20 protein-coding genes and 1 pseudogene are annotated in these 23,828 nt (G+C 61.8%); 8 read left to right on the top strand and 13 right to left on the bottom strand.

The window, feature by feature from the left end; genetic code table 11:
• Positions 1 to 498: 498 nt before the first annotated feature.
• Positions 499 to 1,116: a LysE/ArgO family amino acid transporter gene (locus tag K6T12_RS01000; protein ID WP_222218544.1), complete on the bottom strand. Its 618-nt coding sequence runs from the start codon at positions 1,114 to 1,116 to the stop codon at positions 499 to 501.
• A gap of 95 nt (positions 1,117 to 1,211) precedes the next feature.
• On the opposite strand from K6T12_RS01000, the gene K6T12_RS00995 reads away from it, so the two are divergent.
• Positions 1,212 to 2,135, top strand: a complete 924-nt coding sequence (locus tag K6T12_RS00995) for a LysR family transcriptional regulator ArgP (RefSeq protein ID WP_222218542.1) — start codon at positions 1,212 to 1,214, stop codon at positions 2,133 to 2,135.
• A gap of 38 nt (positions 2,136 to 2,173) precedes the next feature.
• On the opposite strand, the gene K6T12_RS00990 is transcribed toward K6T12_RS00995, so the two are convergent.
• The 6 genes and pseudogenes from K6T12_RS00990 to K6T12_RS00970 all read right to left on the bottom strand — a co-directional run bounded on the left by K6T12_RS00990 (position 2,174) and on the right by K6T12_RS00970 (position 8,316).
• Positions 2,174 to 2,533 carry an ethanolamine utilization protein EutQ gene (locus K6T12_RS00990; RefSeq protein ID WP_222218540.1) on the bottom strand — a complete coding sequence of 120 codons (360 nt, stop codon included), beginning with the start codon at positions 2,531 to 2,533 and terminating at the stop codon, positions 2,174 to 2,176.
• A gap of 192 nt (positions 2,534 to 2,725) precedes the next feature.
• Entirely contained in the window at positions 2,726 to 4,042 is a 1,317-nt protein-coding gene (locus K6T12_RS00985; protein WP_255611452.1) for an NAD(P)/FAD-dependent oxidoreductase, read from the bottom strand.
• 121 nt (positions 4,043 to 4,163) lie between these two features.
• Complete coding sequence (locus tag K6T12_RS00980) at positions 4,164 to 5,381, bottom strand: FAD-dependent oxidoreductase (RefSeq protein WP_255611461.1); 1,218 nt, start codon at positions 5,379 to 5,381, stop codon at positions 4,164 to 4,166.
• Positions 5,370 to 5,531: pseudogene (locus K6T12_RS21440) on the bottom strand (rubredoxin); the annotation flags it as partial. The gene K6T12_RS00980 and the pseudogene K6T12_RS21440, both read right to left, overlap by 12 nt.
• A 71-nt stretch (positions 5,532 to 5,602) precedes the next feature.
• Positions 5,603 to 7,051: an aldehyde dehydrogenase family protein gene (locus K6T12_RS00975; protein ID WP_222218536.1), complete on the bottom strand. Its 1,449-nt coding sequence runs from the start codon at positions 7,049 to 7,051 to the stop codon at positions 5,603 to 5,605.
• Between the two features lie 77 nt (positions 7,052 to 7,128).
• A complete protein-coding gene (locus tag K6T12_RS00970) occupies positions 7,129 to 8,316 on the bottom strand; it encodes an aromatic ring-hydroxylating oxygenase subunit alpha (protein ID WP_222218534.1) in 1,188 nt (395 codons plus the stop codon).
• A 659-nt stretch (positions 8,317 to 8,975) separates the two neighbouring features.
• Between K6T12_RS00970 and K6T12_RS00965 the strand changes: the two genes are divergently transcribed.
• Both K6T12_RS00965 and gcvA read left to right on the top strand, forming a co-directional pair.
• Positions 8,976 to 10,601 (top strand): BCCT family transporter, encoded by a 1,626-nt coding sequence (locus K6T12_RS00965; protein WP_222218532.1) that lies wholly within the window; start codon positions 8,976 to 8,978, stop codon positions 10,599 to 10,601.
• Positions 10,602 to 10,724: 123 nt separating this feature from the next.
• Positions 10,725 to 11,666, top strand: coding sequence for a transcriptional regulator GcvA (gene gcvA / locus K6T12_RS00960; protein WP_222218530.1), 942 nt, complete (start codon positions 10,725 to 10,727; stop codon positions 11,664 to 11,666).
• 182 nt (positions 11,667 to 11,848) lie between these two features.
• Here gcvA and phaC read toward each other — a convergent pair whose 3' ends face one another.
• The 3 genes from phaC to K6T12_RS00945 all read right to left on the bottom strand — a co-directional run bounded on the left by phaC (position 11,849) and on the right by K6T12_RS00945 (position 14,849).
• A complete protein-coding gene (gene phaC / locus K6T12_RS00955) occupies positions 11,849 to 12,913 on the bottom strand; it encodes a class III poly(R)-hydroxyalkanoic acid synthase subunit PhaC (protein WP_222218528.1) in 1,065 nt (354 codons plus the stop codon).
• Positions 12,914 to 12,915: 2 nt separating this feature from the next.
• Positions 12,916 to 13,905, bottom strand: a complete 990-nt coding sequence (locus K6T12_RS00950; RefSeq protein WP_222218526.1) for a poly(R)-hydroxyalkanoic acid synthase subunit PhaE — start codon at positions 13,903 to 13,905, stop codon at positions 12,916 to 12,918.
• Positions 13,906 to 13,967: 62 nt separating this feature from the next.
• On the bottom strand, positions 13,968 to 14,849 hold the full coding sequence (locus tag K6T12_RS00945) for a LysR family transcriptional regulator (protein WP_222218525.1): 882 nt from the start codon (positions 14,847 to 14,849) through the stop codon (positions 13,968 to 13,970).
• A 174-nt stretch (positions 14,850 to 15,023) separates the two neighbouring features.
• Between K6T12_RS00945 and leuC the strand changes: the two genes are divergently transcribed.
• The 4 genes from leuC (at position 15,024) to asd (ending at position 19,622) form a co-directional block, all read left to right on the top strand.
• Positions 15,024 to 16,445: a 3-isopropylmalate dehydratase large subunit gene (gene leuC / locus K6T12_RS00940; RefSeq protein WP_222218515.1), complete on the top strand. Its 1,422-nt coding sequence runs from the start codon at positions 15,024 to 15,026 to the stop codon at positions 16,443 to 16,445.
• 19 nt (positions 16,446 to 16,464) lie between these two features.
• Entirely contained in the window at positions 16,465 to 17,115 is a 651-nt protein-coding gene (gene leuD, locus K6T12_RS00935) for a 3-isopropylmalate dehydratase small subunit (RefSeq protein WP_222218513.1), read from the top strand.
• 190 nt (positions 17,116 to 17,305) lie between these two features.
• The gene (leuB, locus tag K6T12_RS00930) at positions 17,306 to 18,388 is read left to right on the top strand and encodes a 3-isopropylmalate dehydrogenase (protein WP_222218511.1); all 1,083 of its coding nucleotides are present in this window, start codon (positions 17,306 to 17,308) and stop codon (positions 18,386 to 18,388) included.
• 121 nt (positions 18,389 to 18,509) lie between these two features.
• Complete coding sequence (gene asd / locus K6T12_RS00925) at positions 18,510 to 19,622, top strand: aspartate-semialdehyde dehydrogenase (RefSeq protein ID WP_222218509.1); 1,113 nt, start codon at positions 18,510 to 18,512, stop codon at positions 19,620 to 19,622.
• 185 nt (positions 19,623 to 19,807) lie between these two features.
• On the opposite strand, the gene K6T12_RS00920 is transcribed toward asd, so the two are convergent.
• The 3 genes from K6T12_RS00920 to K6T12_RS00910 all read right to left on the bottom strand — a co-directional run bounded on the left by K6T12_RS00920 (position 19,808) and on the right by K6T12_RS00910 (position 22,310).
• On the bottom strand, positions 19,808 to 20,059 hold the full coding sequence (locus K6T12_RS00920) for a GlsB/YeaQ/YmgE family stress response membrane protein (RefSeq protein ID WP_222218507.1): 252 nt from the start codon (positions 20,057 to 20,059) through the stop codon (positions 19,808 to 19,810).
• 149 nt (positions 20,060 to 20,208) lie between these two features.
• On the bottom strand, positions 20,209 to 21,828 hold the full coding sequence (locus tag K6T12_RS00915; RefSeq protein WP_222218505.1) for a BCCT family transporter: 1,620 nt from the start codon (positions 21,826 to 21,828) through the stop codon (positions 20,209 to 20,211).
• Between the two features lie 68 nt (positions 21,829 to 21,896).
• Entirely contained in the window at positions 21,897 to 22,310 is a 414-nt protein-coding gene (locus K6T12_RS00910; protein ID WP_222218504.1) for a universal stress protein, read from the bottom strand.
• Between the two features lie 441 nt (positions 22,311 to 22,751).
• Here K6T12_RS00910 and K6T12_RS00905 point away from each other — a divergent pair, with 441 nt between their 5' ends.
• The gene (locus K6T12_RS00905) at positions 22,752 to 23,774 is read left to right on the top strand and encodes an aspartate-semialdehyde dehydrogenase (protein WP_222218501.1); all 1,023 of its coding nucleotides are present in this window, start codon (positions 22,752 to 22,754) and stop codon (positions 23,772 to 23,774) included.
• The last annotated feature ends 54 nt before the right edge of the window (positions 23,775 to 23,828 follow it).

Below are 23,828 nucleotides of genomic sequence, written 5' to 3'. Positions count from 1 at the left end.
GCCCCCGGAGCGGGCAGCTACGAAGCACGGCGCCTGTAGCAGGGGCTCCGACCGCGACGGCCCCGGTGCGATCCGTGGATATCGCCCTCAGAGCGGGCTGCTACAAAGCACGGCACCTGTAGCAGCGGTCTCCGACCGCGACGGCCTGGTGCGATCCGTGGATATCGCCCTCGGAGCGGGCAGCTACGAAGCACGGCGCCTGTAGCAGCGGTCTCCGACCGCGACGGGCCCGGTACGGTCCGTGGATATCGCCCTCGGAGGGGGCAGCTACGAAGCACGGCGCCTGTAGCAGCGGGCTCCGACCGCGACGGCCCCGGTGCGATCCGTGGATATCGCCCTCGGAGCGGGCAGCTACGAAGCACGGCGCCTGTAGCAGCGGGCTTGGCATGCCCTTTGGGTACCGACCGCGACGGCCTGGTGCGGTCCGTGGATATCGCCCTCGGAGCGGGCTGCTTGTATCTACGAAACACTCCCCCGGCGACCACCTGAGTACCCGGCTTATAATGAACCGCTGATAAGCCCCCAGGCGATCGACCACATCAGCAGGCAGACCAGTCCGTCCAGGATTCGCCAGGCGATCGGCCGTCTGAACAGCGGCGCCAGCCAGCGGGCGGCCAGGCTCAGCGAATAGAACCACAGCAGCGAGGCACTGATGGCACCGGCGATGAACCAGAGTCGCGGACCATCGGCGTATTGGCTGCTGATACTGCCGAGCAGTACCACGGTATCCAGATAGACGTGCGGGTTCAGCAGACTGACCGCAAGGGTGGTCAGCAGTGCGGCACGCAGGCTGCCGGCGTGCTTGTCGGAGGCTTCCAGCCGGTTGCTGCGCAGCGCCGAACGCAACGCCATCGCACCGTAGACCAGCAGAAAGCCGGCGCCGCCCCAGCGCGCCACGGCCAGCAGGCTGTCGGACTGCTGGATCAGGCTGCCCAGCCCCAGCGCGCCGAGCAGGATCAGCATCACATCGATCAGGCCGCACAGGGTGGCGATCAACCAGTGATACTGGCGTTTCAGCCCCTGGCTGAGCACGAAGGCGTTCTGTGCGCCGATCGCCATGATCAGGCTGCCGCCGGCCGCCAGCCCTTTACCCCAAATAAGCCATTCCAACCACATCAGTCTGTTCCCCATATTGCACTGGCGACATGATGAGGGAACGGATAAAGTTAATAAAACTAATAATATTTTGTGGCCATAAGAGAGATTAATAAGTGCTCGATTATCGACAGTTGCAGGCACTGGCGGCGGTGATTGAGGAGCAGAGCTTCGATCGTGCAGCCCAGAAACTGCATATTACCCAGTCGGCGGTTTCCCAGCGGTTGAAGCAGCTGGAAGACAAGTTGGGTCAGGCGCTGGTGGTGCGGGGCACGCCGATCCAGGCGACCGCCGCCGGTCAGCAGGTGCTGAAACATTTCCACCAGGTCAGCCTGCTGCAGGGCGACCTGTTGCAATCATTGTCGGTCGATCAGGGCGAGGCGTTCACCCGATTGGCGATCGGCCTGAATGCCGACAGCCTGGTGACCTGGTTTTTCGATGCGATGGAGCCGTTATTGCAACAACGGAAGCTGCTGCTGGACCTTAAGGTGGATGATCAGGACCAGACCCACCACCTGCTGCGCACCGGCCAGGTGATCGGCTGTATCACTTCCAGCCCTGAGCCGATGCAGGGCTGCAGCTGTATTCCGCTGGGGGTAATGCCGTACCGGTGTCTGGCCAGCCCGGCTTATGCCGCGCGCTACTTCCCGGACGGTGCTTGCGCCGACGGATTCCGCCAGGCACCGTTGGCCGAGTTCAGCAACAAAGATGAACTGCAAAACCGATATCTGGAACGGTTCTTCGGCTTGGGTGCCGGCGAGTACCACTGCCACCGGATTCCGGCGACCGATTCCTATTTCGACCTGATCTTGCGCGGTCATGCCTGCGGCATGGTGCCGGACCAGCAGAGCCGGCGGCAGATCGCCGACGGCACGGCGGTTGATATCGCGCCGGGCCGCTACCTGGCGGTGCCGCTGTATTGGCATGTCTGGAACCTGAAGACCGAGTTGGCGCGAACCCTGACCGATACCCTGACAGTGGCCGCCGGCCGCTACCTAGAACCCTTTGAGGACCATCCCGAGCTGACCCATCCGGGGTGAGCGGGCTGTTCAGGAGGGCGTGCGAACCCGGTGCTGTTTCAGCTCGGCTCGATACCGAATCGCTCCTTCCAGTCGCCGGGATGTACCGCGTAGAAGATCAGCGCCTGATCGCCCTGGTATTGCAGTTCGGTGCCGTCCGGCAGCCAGAGCACGTCGCCGGGCCTGCCCTCCAGTACGCCGTCCGGGGTCTGCACCCGGAAGGTGCCTTCGATCACCACTACCACCTCGTCGTAGAGCAGGGTCCAGTCGATCCGGCAGCCGTCGAAGCGGGCAAAGCCGGCCGCCATGCTGTCGCTGGTATCGGGGCCGATGGCGCGGGCCACGGCGGCGCTGCCAGGCGGACCGCCCCGGTGTTGGAATTGGAGGTCGCCGTGTTTGATCACGTGGGCTTTGGACATGGTTTTTTTATTCCTTATAGCGGTATGCATTGGTGGGGATTGGATTCGACAGTAAAGGGGGGGGGGGGCTTCTGGCCTGCCCCTGACGGCTGGCCCCCCCTGTTAACTCAAAACTGTTCACTCGCTACTGTTAATCAAAAAAGACCTGCATGGGCAGGCCTTGAACACCGTATAGAGCGCGTTCGACAGGGATCAGACTTCGCTACGGCTGACCCACTCCGCGTATTTCAGCCGGGCGCGCACGCCGACGCCGAGGAACGGCTGCGGCGGCAGCCGGGCCGGCATGCCGGAAACCTCCTGCATGAAGCGTTGCAGTTGGGAGTCGCCGCCGGAGGCCATTTCGGCCAGCAGTTTGCCGGAGATGGTGCCGCGCGCGGCGCCGACGCCGTTATGGCAGCAGGAGGCGAACAGGCCGTCCTCAAGCTCGCCGAAGAATGAGGTGTAGTTGCGCGACAGCGCGCAGACGCCACCCCAGGTGTAGTCGAACGGCAGGTCCTTGAGCATCGGATAGCGGGCAATCAGTGCCTGGCGGTGCATCGCCTGGATCTGCTGGCGCTGCTGTGCGGTGCTGCCGTAGCGGGGCACGAAGCGGTACTGGTTACGCACGATCAGTCGGCGGTCCTGGGTCATCCGCAGTGTGGTGCCGGCATGATCGGCCGGTGTCAGGCCCCAGTCGTCGCCGCCGCCGTAGGCCGCGAACTCGGCCGCGCTCAGCGGTCGGGTCATGCTGGCGAAGGTCATGATCGGCAGCATCCGCGATTTCAGGTAGCCCAGTTGCTCGGTGAAGATATTGGTGCCCAGGATGACCTTGGCGGCCTGGATCTCTCCGTGGCGGGTACTGGCGATCCAGCGCCCGTTGCGCCGTTCCAGCTTCAGCACCGGTGTTTCTTCGTAGCAGGTCACATTGGCCGGCATATGGGCCAGCATGCCGCGCATCAGCGCCGCCGGCTGCATCAGGGTGCAGCCCGGCGTGAACAGCGCCTGCTGGTAGTAGCCGGTGCCGACTCTGGGCCGTAGCGCCTGGCGATCGAGCATCTCGAAAGGTTCGTCCAGCTCCTTCAGCAGCGACTGGAAATGTTCGAGGAATTTCACGCCGCGCTCGCTGACGGCGCCCTGCAATTTGCCGGCATGGGACCACTGGCAGTCGATACCGTGCTGCTGGACCCGCTCCTCCAGATACTGGATGGCGGCGCGGTTGAGGGTGATGAATTTCTTCTTGCGTTCGATATCCGGCCCCTCCAGATCCCCCTTGTGCGGCAGGTCGATGACGAAGCCGGAGTTGCGGCCGGAGGTGCCGTGGCCGATCCGCTGGGCGTCGATCAGCGTCACCTTCTGGTGCGGGTTCAGTTCCGCCAGCCGGCGGGTGGCGGCGGTGCCGACGAAGCCGCCGCCGATCACCAGCCAGTCGCTCTGTTGCGTGCCTTCCAGTGTCAAAGACGCTGGTTGCGGGGGCAGGGTTTCATACCAGCCGCAGCTTTGATCGTCGGCCGGCAGTTTCAGGTTGTTCATTGGGCTACCCGGAATATTCGTTGTTGATATTGTTGTACGAACGCAATACGGCTGGATCAGCCGGGTCAATGTTGGGTTATCTAGGGCGCCGTTACCCGTGTGGAGCGCGGCGCCCCGCGGCTCAAGCCACCGAGCGGGTTTCGCCCTGGGCCACCGCGTCGGTCCACTGCTGGCGCTCGGCGGTCAGCTCGCCGGCCAGGGCGTAGCCGTGGATCCGCTGCTGGTCGTCGACGAACAGGCCGCGCATGCCGTTGGCGGTTGCCTCGACCTGCCACTGGCCGGGCTGGTCCGGTGCCGGCGGCAGCAGTACCAATGGCAGCGCCGGGGTTTTTACCACCACCGGCATCAGCGGGTACTGCGCCATGGTCGGTCGGCCGAGCAGGCAGTCCGCCAGCGCCGGCACGCCGACGTTGATCGGTGCCAGGTAGGGCAGCAGTTGGCCGTTGATCTCGGCGCAGTCGCCCAGCGCGTGGATATCGGCCACGCTGGTGCGCAGGCCGCCGTTGACCAGGATGCCGCGGTTGCACTCGATGCCGGCCGCCTTGGCCAGCTCCAGCCGCGGCGCCAGGCCGACCGCCGATACCACCAGCTCGGTTTGCAGCTGGCTGCCGTCGGCCAGGGTCAGCCGGTAGCCGTCGCTGTTCTTGTCGACCGACTGCACGGTAGTGTTCAGGTGCCACTGGACGCCCAGTCCGGCCAGCTCGGTTTGCAACGCTTCACCGATCGCCTGCGGCAGCAACCGGTCCATCGGCCAGCCGGTTAGGCCGACCACCGACACCTGCACGCCGTACGCGGCCAGGTCGTTGGCGAATTCGCAGCCGATCAGGCCGTTGCCGATGATGGTGACATGCCGGCTCTGCCCCAGCCGCTGGCGGAACAGGCGGTAATCCTGCAGGTCGTTGACGCTCAGCACCTCGTCGGCGCCGTTACCGGCCAGCGGCAGGCGGATCGGCGCTGCGCCCTGGGCCAGTACCAGCTTGCTGTATGGTTGCGGGCCGAGATCGGTCTGCAGCAGATGGTTGTCGGAATCGATGCTCAATACCCGGCAGCGGGCGTGGATGCGGATATCCAGCCGCTGTTCGATCTCCAGCACCGTTTCGCTGACCAGTTGGTCGGCTGCCTTGTCGCGTGCCAGCGCATTGGACAATCCCGGCTTGGAGTAGTTGGCGCCGTCATCGGCGGTGAACAGCAGGATCTCACGCTCGCTGTTACGCTGGCGCAGTGCCTCGGCCAGCTTGTAGCCGGCGTAACCGCTGCCGATGATCACGATCGGGGCTTCCCTGTCCGGCAGCGCCTGCGCCACTGCGTCGGCTACCACATTTGCGCTGATTTCGATCATCTCGAAATCGCCCTTGCCGACGCCGCAATCCGGGCACAGCCAGTCGTCCGGGACATCCTCCCAGCGGGTGCCCGGCGCGATGCCGTCGGCCGGCCAGCCCTTGGCCTCGTCGTAGATCAAGCCACAGATTACACAGAGCCATTTTTTCATCTGACACCTCCGGTCGCGCCTCGGCCGGGCGGCGGGGCCACCCGGCGGCTGTTTGGTTGCTTATTGTTGTGTTAATCGGATTGGCTGACGCGGATCGCCACGTTCTTGGTGTTGACGTAGCTGTACAGCGCTTCCTGGCCCTTCTCGCGGCCGAAGCCGGACAGCTTGAGACCGCCGAACGGGGTTTCGATACCGCCGGCATACCATTCGTTGACAAACACCTGGCCCGCCTTGAGGGCCTTGCTGGCGCGCATCGCGCGGCTCAAGTCCCGGGTGAACACGCCGGCCACCAGGCCGAAGTCGGTGCCGTTGGCCAGTTCCCAGGCCTGCTGCTCATCGTCGAACGGGGTGATCGCGATCACCGGGCCAAACACCTCGTCGGTGAACAGGCTCATCTCCGGGGTCACATCGGCAAACACCGTGGCTTCCACGAAATAGCCCTTACGGTCCGCCGGTGCCTTACCGCCGGTCACCAGCCGCGCCCCCTGGGCGACCGCCTGGTCGCAGATGCGCAGTACCTGCTGCTGCTGTTGCGCCGACACCAGCGGGGTCAGTTCGGCGTTGTCGAGGCCGGCGCCGATCCGCAGGCCCTGCGCCAATTCGGCAACCCGTTCGACCACCTGGTCATAGATGTCGCGGTGCACCAGCAGCCGGGACATTGCCGAGCAGACCTGGCCGGCGTTGAAGAAGATCCCCCAGCGCACGCTGTCCAACAGCTGTTCCATATCGGTATCCGGGAACACCACTGCGGCGGACTTGCCGCCCAGCTCCATCACGCTCGGTACCGCGTTTTCCGCGGCGGCGCGCAGGATCGACTGGCCGGTGGGCACCGAGCCGGTAAATACGATCTGGTTGATATCAGGGTGGGATACCAGCGCCGCGCCGATCTTCCGGCCCGGGCCACTCAGCATGCTCAGCGCGCCTTGCGGCAGGCCGGCGCGCTGGCAGGCGGTGGCCAGCCAGGTCATTGCCAGCGGGGTGATCTCCGGGGATTTCACCACCACCGCGTTGCCGGCGGCCAGCGCCGGTGCCAGCGAGCGGGCGCAGATATCGACCGGAAAGTTCCAGGGCACGATCTGGGCGGAGATACCGACCGGCTCGTAATAGGTAAAGTCGACATAATCGGCGCCCAACGGGATCGACCTGCCCTCAATCTTGTCCGCCATGCCGGCGTAGTACTCGAAGTAGCGGGCGGCGATCATGAACTCTTCGCGTGCGTCGGCCAGCGTCTTGCCGTTTTCCCGGGCCAGCAGCGGCGCGCCCTGGTCGGCGATCTTGCGGATCTCGTCGGCGATACGGTGCATCAGCTGGGCACGCTGGGCCGGCCGACAGTCGGTCAGTACGCCGGAATCGACACAGGCCCGGGCGACCTCGACCGCAAGGTTCACGTCATCGACATCGGCACAGGCGATGGTGGCGAAGGACTCACCGGTGGCCGGATCGAAGACTTCGGTGGCTCTGTCGGCATCGACCCATTGGCCGCCGATGAAGTTGAGCCAGTGGTTGGTTGGGTTGGTCATGGCTATCTACGCTTGTTGTTAGAGTTGTCGAGCGGGGCGACGAATCGCCCCGACGTAAGGCTGCGCGGCGGGGGCGCTCAGCCGGCCGCCTGGGCGTATTTATCGGCCACCCAGCGGTGGAAATGGTGGGTCGGGCCGTCCAGTACCGGCGAGAATACGCCTCCCTGGAACGCCGGCGACTTGCGGCCGTTCTGCATCCCCTCGACGGCGAACACATCCTCGCCGAACACCACTTTCCAGCTTTCCAGTACCGCGCTGCGGCAGGCGGCGTATTTGTCGCCGGAGGCCTCCGGGCCGACATAGAACAGCTCCAGTTTTTCCAACGTGCGATTGTTGGCCTGCGGCTGCAGGATGATCGCGAACACATGGTCGGCCTGGACACCCAGCAGCACGTTGGGGTACAGCGAGACATACTCCGCCTGACGGATCTTGTCCTGCGGCCAGTCCTCGAACTGCGGCAGGCTGGTGCCGGCCACGTCGGACAGGTTGTAGGTGTAGCTGCCCTGGCCGGACATGTTTTCGTTGACGATCAGGTTGTAGTGCTGATCGAGCGGCGAATAGGTGTTCAGGCTCGGGTGGACCCAGGGCAGGTGGTAGGCTTCGCAGTAGTTCTCCACCGCCAGTTTCCAGTTGGCGTTGACGGTCAGCTCCATGTTGCTGCCGGTCGGCGCCACCTGCACTTTTTCGAAGCCGCCTTTGCCGGTGAACTCCTCCCAGCGCTGTACCAGCGGTGCGATGAACTGGTCGAACGGTTCGGCATCGCCGGACAGATTGATGAAAACGATTCCCATCCAGGTGGCGCTGCGGATCTCCTTCAGGCCGTGCTTCTCGCAGACGAAGCCTTCGGCGCTGTGCTTGCCGACGCCGCCGATATGCGGAGTGCCTTTCAGGTTGCCGTTCAGGTCGTAGGTCCAGGAGTGGTAGGGGCAGCGCACCATGCCTTCCACTTCGGTCTCTTCGCGCAGCAGGATCATGCCGCGATGGCTGCAAATGTTGTGGAATACCTTAAGCTCGCCATCGCGGTTGCGCATGATCGCCAGCGGCAGGCCCATGAACTCGACCGGCTTGGCGAAGCCGTTTTTCGGCAGTTCGCTGGCGAACGCCAGCCCGGCCCAACTCTTGCCCAGCACCTGGTCGCGTTCATATTCGAAGAATGAGGGATCGTCATAGACTGCGTTTGGCATACCATTGGCGTCGGCGATCGGCTGACGCACGGCATCCAGGGTTGCCAGCGGAATGCGATGGTTTGCTGTTGTTGTTGTCATCGGAAACTCTCCACCTGAAGCGCCGCCCCGGTGGGCGGTTTAATTAATTGGTTTTTGTTGGTTGATTGGCATCGGTCAATGAATTTTCCGGTGCAATTGATCCGAAGCGCTTGAGGCGGATGTTACTGAGGAAAAAAACCGCCCAACAAACGATTTTTGGGCTGGAATGTTATGAGAAAAACTCATCGTATTCGTTGAGCGGATTATTTCCGGCGGGGATTGTTCTGGTTGCGACATCTGTTATCCATCTGCGACTTTTTTGCTTGAGGCTCCCTGATAAACCCCATTAAAACTCTGTGTTTATCTGATTGGCCCTGCACAGAGAACGTGTTTCCGAGCTATCGGTTACGAGGGCGTGTAGGCCGCTCTAGATGCAGTGACGGCAGTGGGCGAGGCAACGGGAGCGGTATGCTCGCTTGCCGCCTCAGTTCCGGAGCTATCAGGCATACATTCCAAAAACTCATGCAATGAATGCCGAAAAGTCGTTTGATGCAGATCAATGTTTTTAACACTATCCGTGGCCTCGGCGGTGGCGCTGTGGTTGCCCCTCGCTGGATCGAATGCCTGCCACCGGCTGCACGGCTTAACTGCGCAGCCGGCCGGTTGGGAATTAATAAGTGACAAAAGTCTGTCTAATAATAACAACGGAGACTTGAGCGATGCGTACTGACAGCGGTCTGTTTCGTGGAGTCGACTTCGCGGTAACCTTACCCTCCAAAATCCTGGTGATTGGTTTCGTTATTTTCTGCGGTGTCATGGCCAAGGAAGCTGGCGTTTTTTTTCAGGATGTTTCCGACACCATTCTTAATAACTTCAAATGGTTTTATCTGACCCTGGTAACCGGGGTGCTGGCGCTGCTGATCTACCTGATGTGCAGTCGCTATGGCCATATCCGGCTCGGCCGTGATGACGAGCAACCGGAGTTCAGCTACCGCGGCTGGCTGGCGATGCTGTTCAGCGGCGGTATGGGGATCGGCCTGATTTTCTGGTCGGTGGCGGAACCGATGTGGCACTACGCCGGCAATCCCTTTGCCGATACGGGGCTCAGCGACGAGGCGGCGACCACCGCGATGCGACTGACCTTCTTCCACTGGGGGCTGCACCCCTGGGCGATCTTCGTCATCGTGGCGCTGGTGATGGCCTACTTCGCCTACCGCAAGGGCCTGCCGCTGACCATGCGTTCGGTGCTCTACCCGCTGATCGGCGACCGTATCCACGGGCCGATCGGCCACACCGTCGATATCCTGACCGTGGCAATCACCGCCTTCGGTGTCTCCCAGTCGCTCGGGCTCGGGGTGATTCAGATGAACACCGGCCTGAACACCGTGTTCGGACTGGAGATCAGCCTGGCCAATCAGCTGGCGATGATTGCGATCATCAGTTTCCTGGCGGTACTGTCGGTGATTTCCGGGGTTGGTCGCGGCATCCGAATCCTGTCCGAGTGGAACATGCTGCTGTCCGTGGTGCTGGTGGTGGTGGTGCTGATGATCGGGCCCACCCGTTATATCCTGAACACCTTCCTGGAAAGCACCGGCGATTACCTGGGCAATATCGTGGCGCTGAGTACCTGGAGCGATACCCAGCACAACAGCGGCTGGCAGAACTGGTGGACCGCGTTCTACTGGCCCTGGTGGATGACCTGGTCGCCGTTCGTCGGCATGTTCATCGCCCGGATCTCGCGTGGCCGGACCATCCGTGAGCTGGTCGCCGGCGCCCTGATCGTGCCGACCCTGGTGACCTTCATCTGGATGTCGGTGTTCGGCGGCTCGGCACTGAAGGTCGAACAGCAGGACCGGAGCGTCCACCAGGCCCAGGTTGAAGCGGGCACGCTGGTAGGGGAGGCCGCCGAGTTCAAAGGTGGCGATATCTTGCTGGCGACCAAGGCGGAGACGACGTCGGCGGTGTTCACCCTGTTCGAGAAGCTGGATTCGGGCATGCTGGGCCAGGTGCTGATGATTCTGGTGACGCTGCTCCTGGCGACCTACTTCATCACCTCGTCGGATTCGGGCACCCTGGTTCTCAGTACGCTGAACTCGCGCGGCAGCGAGGAGCCACCGATGATGCTGCGTATCCTCTGGGGGACCATGCAGGCACTGATCGCCGGCGGTCTGCTGTATGCCGGTGGTTTGAAAACAGTACAGACCGCAGCCATTGTAGCCGGCCTGCCGATCGCCGTGTTCACCCTGTTGATGTCGATCGGGCTGATGAAGGCGTTGCGCACTGAGGCGATTCCCCATCCCGCCGATCTGGTCCGGGCTCAGCGGCCGGTGGCGCAATCCTCTTGAGTGCGCGTTGAGTTTGTAGTGTCGCTATTGCAATACCGGGATTAGACGACAATCATTGCCGATAATAGCCCGCTGAGCTTTCAGCGGGCTTTTACTTTAAAACGATGCGTTGAGGGTGAGGCGATGCGTATCAAGCCGTTACCACCATTGAACAGCCTGGTGGCCTTCGAAGCCGCCGCCCGTCACCTGAGCTTCACCCGCGCGGCGGATGAACTGAGCGTCACCCAGGGGGCGATCAGCCGCCAGGTGCGCCATCTGGAGGATTACCTGGGGCGGGCGCTGTTCATCCGCGACAAGCGGGTGTTGCATCTGTCAGAGACCGGTGCCGACTATTACGACAGCGTGCAACAGGCGCTACTGCTGCTGGCCGGCGCCACCGGCGATATCCTGCAGTGGCAGGGCGACAAGCAGGTCACCGTGGTCACCACCAACGCCATGGCCTCGTTCTGGCTGCTGCCGCGATTCAGCGAGTTTCAGGAGCAGTACCCGGAGGTCGACGTGCGTATTCTGGCGGTGGACAACCTGCGTGACGTCCGGCAGAACGAGTTCGATATCGCACTGTTCTACTGCCGAACGCCGCCGCAGGACCTGCTGGTGACACCGCTGTTCAGCGAAACCATATTCCCGGTTTGCAGTCCCGCCTACCTGGATAAACATCCGGAACTGCGGGACCCGCAAAAACTGGCGAGCGGCACCCTGTTGGCGCTCGATGTGAAGGAGGAGTGGGTCAACTGGTCGGACTGGTTTGAGCAGTGCGGCCTGCCGCAGCCGGCCGAGCCGGCCCGGCGACTGAAGATCAACAACTATCCGCTGGTGATCCAGTCGGCGTTGAACGGTCAGGGGCTGGCCCTGGCCTGGGCCAACCTGGTGGACGATTATCTGGCCAGCGGGCTGCTGGTGACCCCGGTGGACACCACTTTGGCGACCACCTCGCAATTCTACATGCTGGAGCCGTCCGTCCCCCAGTCGCGGCCGAAACCCGGCGTGGTATGCTTTCGCCAGTGGCTGCTGTCGCGTATTGCCGCCGAAGCGGATGGGGCATTGGACCCGGCCGTTGAGGAATAAACGGTTCTTCGTGACTTGGCGGGAAAGCTTCGAAGTAGTGGATTACAGGGTATTCCCCGGCCGGGTGATAGCAAGTGAGAGGCTCCCCCCGCGGCGATCCCCTCGTTCCTGTCGTTCGTATCAAGCATTTCGGTTAGATGAGTAGCTTGCCGCTTGAAGCTTGCCGCTTGAAGCGCTTCTTATCAGTCCCTCGCCCGCAACCAGCGGTCGATCGCCGGCGCCACCTGGTGTTGCGATTTGCCGCTGACGAACACCCCGATATGGCCGGAGTCGATCGCCAGCGCCTGGTAGTCGCTGCTGGCGATGCAGTCCTGTAGCGGAATCGAGGCGGAGGGCGGCACCAGGTGGTCGAAGGTGCCGTAGATGTTCAGCACCGGGTGGTCGATTCGCTGCAGGTCGACCGGCTGGTCGCCGATCATGGCATTGCCGCTGATCAGCCGGTTCTCCCGGAAGAACTGCTGCACGAACTCGCGGAACGCCTCGCCGGCCTGGTCCGGGCTGTCGTAGATCCACTGCTCCATGCGCAGGAATGACAATGCGCTGTCGCGGTCGGCCAACTGGTTGGGCATCAGCAGGTTCTTCTGCACGCCGAGCCGCATCGGTAGCAGCGCGTTGTAACTGTCGTTGAGGAACTCGCCGGGGATATTGCCGTAGGTGTCTACCGCCAGGTCGATATCGACATACTGCGACAGCTTGGCCAGCAGGTTGTCGTCGGTGTGGAAGTCGACCGGCGTTACCATGGTGATCAGGTTGTTGATCTTTTTCGGCTGCAGGGCGGTATAGCACAGCCCCAGGGTACCGCCCTGGCAGATGCCCAGTAGGTTGACCTGCTCGCAGCCGGCGTGGCTGCGCACCTGGTCGACGCAGCTGTCCAGGTAATCGTTGACGTAGTCGTCCAGATCCAGATAACGGTCGGCGGCATCCGGATAGCCCCAATCGATCAGGTAGACCTCGTGGCCGGCTTCGACCAGCCGGCGCAGCAGCGAGCGCTGCGGTTCCAGGTCCACCATGTAGATCCGGTTGACCAGCGCGTAGCAGATCAGCAGCGGCGTTGCGGTCTTGTTATCGGATTGGGCCGGGCAGTGGTAGAGGCGCAGCTTGTCCTGCCGGTAGATCTCGGTTTTCGGTGTCTGCCAGGTATCCACCTGGTCGATCTCCAGTAGGGTGCGGCAGCTCTGTACCAGTTTGGTATTGAAGGTCAGCAGCTCGGCGTTCAGGGTGGTCGGGTCCAGCTTCAATCCCTTCATCATTATTCCTTATCGCCACTGTGCCGCAGTTGCGTCAGCTCTTCACGCAGAGCCTTGACTTCGTCACGCAGGGTATCGATCAGCGGTTGCCAGGGATTCGCTTGCTGGCGGGCCAGTTGCTGGCGCAGTTCGGTCAGCTCGCGCGCCTGGCGGCGTACCTGTTTGCGCAGCTGATGTTGTTGGTGGGCCAAGCTGTCGATACTCTGCCGGCTGACCATCCCGGCGCTTTCCAGGTGACGGTCGCGCACCTGATGGGCGTGTTGACGCAGTTTCATCAGGGCGTTGCTGATCCGGCCATGGGCGCGCTGGTAGTCGTCGCTGAAGGCGGTGTCCGAATAGGCCGATTCGTAACAGGCGACCCAGAGTTCATGCAGTTCGTTCAGGCTGTCGATCGGCGGTTCGCAGTCCGCCAACCCCTCCAGCAACCGCTGGCAGGCGGTCTGGCCGATCTGGTCGTAGTGCTGGATATAGTCGCGCAAGGCCTGCTGGTACTCGCTCAGCAGTCGGCTGGTTTCACGCAGGTCTTGCTGCAGTTGGTGATTGGCGCCGACCGCGGGGCTATCCAGCAAGCTGTTAAGACCGTGGATGAAGGGATTGTCCAGCAACAGGTCGTCGCGGAAGCTGTGGCTCTTGAACAGCGCACCGAACTGTTCCGGCAGCTGCCATCGCTTAGTCAGCAGTTCGGCGCTCTGCTGCTGCATATACTGGCTGAAGGCGGCAACGGTCTCCTTGATGGCGGGGGTGTCGCCTCGCTGCAACTGACGCAGCAACTGCTCGCCAAAGCGGGTGAACTGGTTGGCCTGGGCGCTGAGCAGTGACAGCAGCTGATTGAGATTGCCGGGCAGGGCGTCGCCGAAGGCGCGCTGGTAACGGCTGACAAACGCCGCCCAGTCCTCCGGTCGTTGTACCGAGGTGTTGGACTGCAACGCCTGCCAGAATGCTTTCTGGGCCTCCAGCCAGCGTTCCATCTGCTCATTCAGGTTGTCTGCCAACGGGCCGCCTCCTTCGCGTATCCGCTCCTTGTTGCTTGCGCCCAGTTTACCTGTACTGCCGGTCAATTGGCACTGCTGCCAGCCGCCGTCAGCAGCTCGACCAGCCGGTTGGCGGCGTTGGACAAGGTCCGGTTGCGGTGGTGGATGTAGCCCAGCTGGCGATAGACCGGCTCGGCGTTGACCTCCAGTACCTGCAGGTCGTCGCCGAGCATGGTCTCCGGCAGCAGGCTCCAGCCCAGCCCGATGCTGACCATCATGCGGATGGTATCGAGATAATTTGTCGACATTGCGACAGAGAGCGACAGGCCCCGTTTTTGGAACAGCTGGCCGACCAGTTCGCGGGTGAAGGTCTGCTCGCCGGGCAGGATGGCGGTGTAATCGGTCAGCTCATCCAGTTCCAACCGGCCGCGATTGGCCAGCGGGTGATCGGGGGAGGCGACATAGCAGAGCCGGTCCTGCCAGACCGCCCGGCTGAGGATATTGCGGTCCGGGTGCGGCGCCAGGGTGATCAGCGCCAGCTCCAATTCGCCGCGCAACACCCCCTCGTAGGCGATCTCCGATTCGTCGAAGCGCAGGTCCAACTGCACCGACGGGTAGTCGAGGCTGAAGCGGCGCAGGATCGGTGGCAGCCGGTGCAGGCTGATATGGTGGCTGGCGGCCAGCGACAGGGTGCCGCTGACGGTACCGGACAGGTTGCCCAGCGTGCGGCGGGCGTCGTCAAGTTCCAGTAGGATCTTGCGGGCGCGCGGCAGCAGCGCCTGGCCGGCCTCGGTCAACGAGATGGTGCGGCCGATCCGGTCGAACAGCCGGTTGCCGAGCTGCTCCTCCAGCTGGGCGACCCGCTTGCTGATCGCCGACTGGGTCAGGAACAGCTTGTCGGCGGCAGCGGAGAACGAGCCCTGTTCGGCGACGGTAACGAAGGCATGCAGGGTGTGGGTGTCCATGGCGGACTCCTCTTTTGGTATTCCTATTCGGAATCTAATCTATAAAAAATATGAATTTGTGTTAAGTGTGCACCTGCAATAGGATGAACCCACAATAAAGACAAGGCTGTTTGTAATGCTTGATTCAGTGTCGCGCCGAGCAGCGTGGCACCCCAACCGATGGAGATCGTTTCAATGGCTGGCAAGACCCTCTATGACAAGTTGTTCGACGCCCATCTGGTGCGTATGAACGAAGACGGCAGTGCGTTGCTCTATATCGACCGTCAGGTTCTGCACGAGGTGACCTCGCCCCAGGCATTTGAAGGGTTGCGCTTGGCGGGCCGTCAGCCCTGGCGCATTGATGCCAACATCGCGACCCCGGACCACAACGTACCGACCACCGAGCGTTCCGGTGGTGTCGACGAGATCAAGGACCCGGTGTCCAAGATCCAGGTGAAAACGCTGGATTCAAACTGCGATGATTTCGGCATTCTCGAGTTCAAGATGAATGACCACCGTCAGGGTATCGTGCACGTCATGGCGCCGGAGCAGGGCGCGATCTTGCCGGGCGTAACCGCCGTCTGCGGTGACTCCCACACCGCCACGCTGGGCGCACTGGGCGCACTGGCGCACGGCATCGGCACCTCCGAGGTGGAACATGTGCTGGCCACCCAGTGCCTGATCACCAAGAAGATGAAGAACATGCTGGTACGCGTGGACGGTCAGCTGGGTGCCGGTGTCACGCCGAAGGATGTGATCCTGCACGTGATCGGCGTGATCGGCACCGCGGGTGGTACCGGCTACGCGATCGAGTTCGGTGGTGAGGTGTTCCGTAACATGTCCATGGAAGGTCGTATGACCGTCTGCAACATGGCGATCGAAGCCGGCGCCCGTGTCGGCCTGGTGGCGGTCGACCAGACCACCATCGATTACGTCAACGGCCGCCCGTTTGCGCCGAAGGGGGCGCAGTGGGATGCGGCGGTCGCAGCCTGGCAGGATCTGGTCTCCGATGACGATGCCGAGTTCGACAGCGTGATCGAGATCCGGGCCGAGGAGATCGAGCCGCAGGTAACCTGGGGGACCTCGCCGGAGATGGTGGTCGGCGTCAGCGAAACCGTGCCGAATCCGGCCAATGAAGATGATCAGGTGAAGGTGGACGGCATCAATCGTGCGCTGAAATACATGGGCCTGCAGGCCGACCAGAAGATCACCGATATCAAGCTGGATCGGGTGTTCATCGGCTCCTGCACTAACTCCCGTATCGAGGACCTGCGCGAAGCGGCCGCAGTGGTGAAGGGCAAGAAGGTGGCCGACAATATCATCCAGGCGTTGGTGGTGCCGGGGTCTGGTCTGGTCAAGGCGCAGGCCGAGCAGGAGGGGCTCGACAAGATCTTTGTCGAAGCGGGCCTCGAGTGGCGCGAGCCGGGTTGCTCCATGTGCCTGGCGATGAACCCGGATAAGCTGGGCCCGGGCGAGCACTGCGCTTCCACCTCCAACCGTAACTTCGAGGGCCGTCAGGGCTTCGGCGGCCGGACCCACCTGGTCAGCCCGGCGATGGCGGCGGCGGCAGCGATTGCCGGCCACTTCGTCGATGTGCGCGAGTTCGTCAAACACTAAGGTCGGGAGGAGAGCGACAATGAAAAAATTCAATCAGCACACCGGGATCGCCGCTCCGCTGGACCGCGCCAACGTCGATACCGATATGATCATTCCGAAGCAGTTCCTGAAATCGATCAAACGGTCCGGCTTCGGCAAGAACCTGTTCGACGAACTGCGCTACCTGGATGAAGGTCAGCCGGACCAGGATTGCAGCGGCCGCCCGCTGAATCCGGATTTCGTGCTGAACCAGCCGCGCTACCAGGGCACCAGCGTGCTGTTGGCGCGCGAGAACTTCGGCTGCGGTTCCAGCCGCGAGCACGCGCCCTGGGCACTGGATGATTTCGGTATCCGCAGCGTGATTGCGCCGAGCTTTGCCGAGATTTTCTACAACAACTGCTTCAAGAACGGCCTGCTGCCGATCGTGCTGGACGAAGCGCAGGTTGATCAGTTGTTCGAGGAAGTGGCCGCCAGCGAAGGCTATCAGCTGACCATCGATCTGGAGCGCCAGCTGGTGGTAACGCCGACCGATACCGAAATGGCTTTTGATATCGACGGTTTTCGTAAGCATTGTCTGCTGAACGGACTGGACGATATCGGTCTGACCCTGCAGCATGCTGACGATATCAAAGCCTACGAACAGCGCCGTCGGGCCGAAGCGCCCTGGCTGTTCGATGCGATCCACGAATAATAAGCTGTAAGCTACAAAGCCGGATAATAGGCTGACATAAAAAAGCGGGCTGACATAAAACAGCCGGCAAGAGTGAGTTGAATAGATAACGAATAAAAAAGCGCACCGCCGTGGGCGGTGACGCTTTGCATCAGGCCGGAACAGCGCGGGAAGCGCACCGGCCGGGGAACAGATTCAGAGGAATAGAGTCATGACGAAGAAGGTTCTGCTGTTGCCGGGTGACGGCATCGGTCCGGAGATCGCCGCCGAGGCGCGCAAGGTTCTCAATGTGGTCAACGATCAGTTTGGTCTGGGGCTGGAACTGGATGAAGCGCTGGTCGGCGGTGCGGCAATCGATGCCGCCGGTAAAGCGCTGCCGGAGGACACCTGGGCCAAGTGCCAGGCGGCCGATGCGATCCTGCTGGGCGCGGTGGGCGGCCCGAAATGGGACAACCTGCCGCCGGCGGAACGGCCGGAGAAGGGCGGTCTGCTGAAGATCCGTTCCGGACTGGACCTGTTCGGCAATCTGCGTCCGGCGATCCTGAGCCCGCAGCTGGCCGATGCATCCTCGCTGAAGCCGGAAGTGGTGTCCGGTCTGGATATCCTGATCGTGCGCGAGCTGACCGGCGGTATCTACTTCGGTGAGCCGCGCGGCATTCGCACCAAGGAAAACGGTGTACGCGAAGGCTACAACACCTACGTCTACGACGAAGAGGAGATCCGCCGCATCGGTCGGGTCGCCTTCGAAGCGGCGATGAAGCGCGGCAAGCGTCTGTGCTCGGTCGATAAGGCCAACGTGCTGGAAGTGACCATGCTGTGGCGCGAGGTGATGGAAGATCTGGCCAAGGAGTACCCGGAAGTGGAGCTGTCGCACATGTACGTCGACAACGCCGCGATGCAGCTGGTGCGGGCGCCGAAGCAGTTCGACGTGATGGTGACCGGCAATATGTTCGGTGACATCCTGTCCGACGCCGCGGCGATGCTGACCGGTTCTATCGGCATGCTGCCGTCCGCGTCGCTGGATGTAAATGGCAAGGGCATGTACGAGCCCTGCCACGGTTCGGCGCCGGATATTGCCGGCCAGGGCATCGCCAACCCGCTGGCGATGATCGTGTCCGCAGCGATGATGTTGCGCCACTCGCTGGGTATGGAAGAGGCCGCCGTGAAGATCGAGCAGGCGGTCGATGCGGTACTGGATCAGGGGCTGCGTACCGCGGATATCTGGTCCGAAGGCACCCGCAAGGTCAGCACCGCCGAGATGGGCGATGCGGTGGTGGCTGCGTTGCAGGTCTGAGCGGCCTCGCATAAAGGCGAATTGCAACCCGCCTGAATAGATTGCAGAATGGTTAAAGGTCGGGCTCTTCGGATCCCGACCGTTTTTTATATTTTTAGTTGGATATTTTTTGGGGATACCAATGAAGCGTGTAGGTTTCGTAGGCTGGCGCGGAATGGTGGGTTCCGTGTTGATGCAACGCATGAAGGACGAGGGCGATTTCGATCATATCGAAGAGCCGGTGTTCTTCACCACATCCCAGGTAGGTCAGGCAGGTCCGGAGATCGGGAAAACCATTCCGACGCTGAAGGACGCTCACTCCATTGATGAGCTGAAACAGATGGACGCCATTATCTCCTGCCAGGGTGGGGACTACACCAAAGCAGTCTACCCCAAACTGCGTGAAGCCGGCTGGAACGGCTACTGGATCGACGCCGCCTCTTCGCTGCGGATGGATGACGAAGCGATCATCATCCTTGATCCGGTCAACATGAACGTGATCAAGGATGGCCTGAGCAGCGGCGTCAAGACCTTCGTCGGCGGCAACTGCACCGTCTCGCTGATGCTGATGGGTCTCGGTGGCCTGTTCCAGCAGGACCTGGTCGAGTGGATGACCTCGATGACCTATCAGGCGGCGTCCGGTGGCGGTGCCCGTCATATGCGTGAGCTGATCAGCCAGATGGGCATCATCGAAGATTCCGTGGCCGACAAGCTGGACGCCTCTTCGGCGATCCTGGAAGTGGACCGTATCGTGGCGGAGACCATTCGCAGCGACAAGATGCCGGTCGACAACTTCGGCGTGCCGCTGGCCGGCTCGCTGATCCCGTGGATCGACACCCGGTTGGATAACGGCCAGAGCCGTGAAGAGTGGAAGGCGTACGCCGAGACCAACAAGATTCTCGGTCGTTCCGGCAACCCGATCCCGATCGACGGCACCTGTGTGCGGATCGGCGCGATGCGCTGCCACAGCCAGGCATTCACCATCAAGCTGAAGCGTGATCTGCCGATGGACGAGATCGAAGCGATGATCGCCGAGGCCAACGACTGGGTGAAGGTGATCCCGAACGAGCGCGACATCACCGCCCAGGAGCTGACGCCGGCCAAGGTGACCGGCACCCTGTCGGTACCGGTGGGTCGTCTGCGCAAGATGAACCTGGGCAACGAGTTCCTGAACGCGTTCAGCGTCGGAGACCAGTTGCTGTGGGGCGCGGCCGAGCCGCTGCGCCGCATGCTGCGGATCCTGATGGACGACTAAAGCGTCCAGCTGGTAACGCACGATCAAATCAGCCCGCCTTGTGCGGGCTGATCTTTTATACGGCGATACTGGGAGCCTGTCGGGCTTGGCCGCTATCCGCTATTCCGCACGACTGCATGGATGCAGGAGTTAGGGCGAAGCAGGAAGCCAGAGCCGGTTAGGTCAGTGCCAAGTCCGACAGGCTCCTAGCGTTTCCTGAGCAATCCGGCGACGTACAGCAGCAACACTGCGCCGACGGTGGCGGTGATGATCGAACCGATCAGGCCGGTGGCATACAGCCCTATCAGCCGGAACACGAAGCCGCCGATCACTGCGCCAACGATACCTACCGCAATGTTGCCCAGCAGGCCGAAGCCGCTGCCCTTGACCAGCTTACCGGCCAACCAGCCTGCCAGTGCCCCGATGACCAGGAAGAGGAGCAGGCTGCCGATATCCATAAGGTTTCTCCAGTCGTTAGATGGCTTGTCATTTCAAGGCGCATCGCCAGATGGCGATGCGCCTTTTGTTGCTAGTCCCTAAAGCCGCACTATCGAGCGCCCCGGCGGAAACGTGTTTGTCTGTCGGGGTGGTCTTCCTGTCATGTCGTTCAGACCGGTTCGCTACGCAGCCCCTGGTATATGCAGTAGCACATGGCCACGGTGACGATGGCAAACGGGAAGCCGGTGGCGATGGCCAGCGCCTGCAGTGATCCCAATCCGCCGCCGAGCAGCAGGGCGATGGCGACCAAACCCTCGAAACTGCACCAGAACACCCGCTGCGGCATAGGGGCGTCAATCTTGCCGCCGGCGCAGATGGTATCGACCACCAGTGATCCGGAATCCGACGAGGTCACGAAGAACACCAGTACCAGCACGATGCCGAGCAATGAGGTCAGGGTCGATAGCGGTAGCAACTCCAGCATGGCGAACAACGACAGTTCCGGGGTCCAGTTGGCGATCGTCTGCTGGACCCCGGTATAGCCGTCGTTAACCAGCTGGGCGATCGCGGTACCGCCGAACACCGCCATCCACATCACGCAGGCCAGCGTAGGTGCCAGCAGTACGCAGATGATAAATTCGCGCACGGAGCGCCCCAGCGATACACGGGCGATGAACATGCCGACGAACGGCGACCACGCGATCCACCAGGCCCAGTAGAAGGTCGTCCAGCCATGGAAGTAACCGGTGTCCTCGCGGCCTATCCAGTTGGAAAGTGCCGGCAGATTGATGATGTAGGCGGCAGTGCCCCCGAACAGCGTTGAGAAGATGTCGGATGTGGCGCCGAAGATCAGTACGAACAGGAACAGCAGCAACGCCATCCCCATGTTCACTTCGGACAGCAGCTTGACGCCACCATCCAGCCCGCGAACCACCGAGATGAGCGCCAGGCCCGTCACGCAAATGATGATGATCACCTGCAATTCGATAGTGGCTTCGATGCCGAATACATGGTTCAGGCCTGCCGCCGCTTGTGAGGAGCCGTAACCGAGCGAGGTCGCCAGGCCGGCCAGGGTGGCCAGCGCAGCCAGCGAGTCGATAAGATGCCCCGGCCAGCCCCAGACGCGGTCGCCGAGAATCGGATAAAAAGCCGAACGGATGCTCAGTGGCAAACCCTTGTTGTAGGAGAAAAGCGCCAGCGCCAGCGCCACCACGCTGTAGACCGCCCAGGGGTGCAGCCCCCAGTGGAAGATGGTGCCGGCCATTCCCAGGCGGACGGCCGCTTCGGCAGTCGCTGCATCCGCCAGATTGCCGTCACTGTCCAGTACGCCGGGCGCGCCCAGCGGTGGGGTCAAGGTGTGATTCAGCGGTTCCAGTACGCCGTAGAATACCAGGCCGATACCCATGCCGGCGGCAAACAGCATCGAGAACCAGGCCGGATAGGAATACTCCGGCATGGCGCTCTTGCCGCCGATCTTGACTTTGCCCAGCGGGGAGAAAATCAAGAACAGACAGAACAGTACGAAGATGTTCATGCTGATGGCGAACACCCAGTCGAACTGGGTGGTCAGCCAGGGGCGCAGGGCGCCGAAGGCATCGGCCGCCGTCTCGTCGAAGATCAGGCAGAACAGCACCAGAATGATGACGGAGAGTGCTGAAATCGGGAAAACGGGGTTGTGAATATCGACTTCCAGGGAGCCGATGCTGGCCTGGATGTTATCTTGGCCGATGTCGTAATCGGTATCTATTTCACCAGACGGCGCTGTCGGGCGTTGAGATTCAGTGGGCATTGTCAGTAATTCCCCCTGCGTTTAGTTAATTGCCAATAGCGAAAGCTGGTTAAGCGCCATCGCCTTGCTTATCTGACGATGAATACCGACAACTTCGAGTGCGATGCGATATGGCCGCCGTGAGAGCCGAAGATATGGTCGGCGAAACCGGGCAGATGTGAGGCCATGATCACCAGATCCGCGCCTATGGTTTGTTCCGCATGTTCCAGTGCGAGGTCGAGGTCGGCGGTCGGGTCGTGAGAGGTCAGCGGGTGAGCCTGTGTATCTATACCGTAGGCGGCTCCCTGATCGGCAGCGAACTGCTGGAGTTTCTCGGTAAACTCGGCCGGGTTGTGGGCCACTTCGCTGGGCAGGGCGCTGGTCACGCCAACGTAATGGACCTTGGCCCCGTAGTGCCGGGCCAGGTCCGCGGCAACCTTCAAGGCCTTGCCGATGTGGTCAATATGGGCCAACTCAACCGGGACCATGATGTCTGAATACATTGATAAGTTTCCCTTTTGGCCGGTGCTGTATTGCCGCCGCGAATGTGGCATTGCGAGCCCTAAACACCGTTATGAATTCATATGGGTTAATAATTGTTCACTATAGTTGAGCGCTATTCAGCGGGCTAATGGCGGGGCGTTCAGAGTCGGTGTGGGTAAGGGGGTGGCCGGTTCCTGGTCGGCAAAGATGATTCCCCTGGTCTGAGAGAGCCCTTTGAAGTGAAATAGCACCAGCGTACCAGTGCCGAGTTAACCAAATCGGGGAATCGGCCCGGCCGATACGGGATTGAAGCATGAGGCCGCGCAGGATCAGGTGTACAATGTGGTTTTATATCTCACCAGCCCGACTCGTTCGGGCTGGTTTGCGTTTGGCACGGCCCGTTTGCATGAAATCGTCAGCTGATCGGGAAGGTGGCGGCCGGGTAGTAAGAGGAATCGAAGATGGATAGAAAATTCAATGTCGCGGTGGTCGGGGCCACCGGTCTGGTCGGTGAAGCGATGCTGGAGTTGTTGCAGCAGCGCGAATTCCCGATCGAAAACCTGTACCCGCTGGCCGGTGAGAATTCGGCCGGTAAGACGATCTTCTTCAAGGAAAAATCGCACAAGGTTGGTCTGCTCAGCGAATTCGACTTCAGCCAGGTGGATATTGCGCTGTTCTCGGCCGGTGGCGAGGTGTCGGCGGCGTATGCGCCGATCGCCGCCGATGCCGGCGCGGTGGTGATCGACAACACCTCCTGTTTCCGCAACGACCCGGACGTGCCGCTGGTGGTGCCGGAGGTGAACCCGGAGGCGATCGCCGAGTACAGCATCCGCAATATCATCGCCAATCCGAACTGCTCGACCATCCAGATGCTGGTGGCACTGGCGCCGATCCATCGCCAGGTGGGCATCCGTCGGATCAACGTGGCCACCTACCAGGCGGTATCCGGTTCCGGCCGGGCGGCAGTGGAGGAGCTGGCGGCCCAGACGGCGGCGTTGCTGAATGCCCGCGAGCCGCAGACCAATGTCTATGCCAAGCAGATCGCCTTTAACGTGCTGCCCCATATCGACGAGTTCCAGGATAACGGCTACACCCGCGAAGAGATGAAGATGGTCTGGGAGACCCGCAAGATCTTGGCCGACGACCAGATCCAGGTCAATCCGACCTGCGTGCGGGTTCCGGTATTCTTCGGTCATAGCGAAGCGGTACACATCGAAACCCACAGCCCGATCAGTGCCTGGGAGGTGCGGGAATTGATGGCGGCGGCGCCCGGTGTGGAGCTGCTCGATGAGCAGACCGCTGGTGGCTATCCGACCCCGGTGACAGAGGCCGCCGGCAAGGATGCGGTCTATGTCAGCCGGATCCGCGAAGACCTCGATGGCGAAAATGGTATAGATTTGTGGGTAGTGGCCGATAATGTACGCAAAGGCGCTGCGCTGAACAGTGTACAGATCGCAGAATTACTGGTGCAGCAATACCTATAAATTGAGAATATAACGGTGCGGCAGGGGCTTTATAGCCCCGCCTTGACCCTGTTA

The sequence above is a fragment of the Marinobacterium arenosum genome, assembly GCF_019795155.1.
GTDB classification, from domain to species: Bacteria; Pseudomonadota; Gammaproteobacteria; order Pseudomonadales; family Balneatricaceae; genus Marinobacterium_C; species Marinobacterium_C arenosum.
The sequence above is the reverse complement of the archived record's forward strand: the minus strand, read 5'-3'. Positions and strand labels throughout refer to the sequence as shown.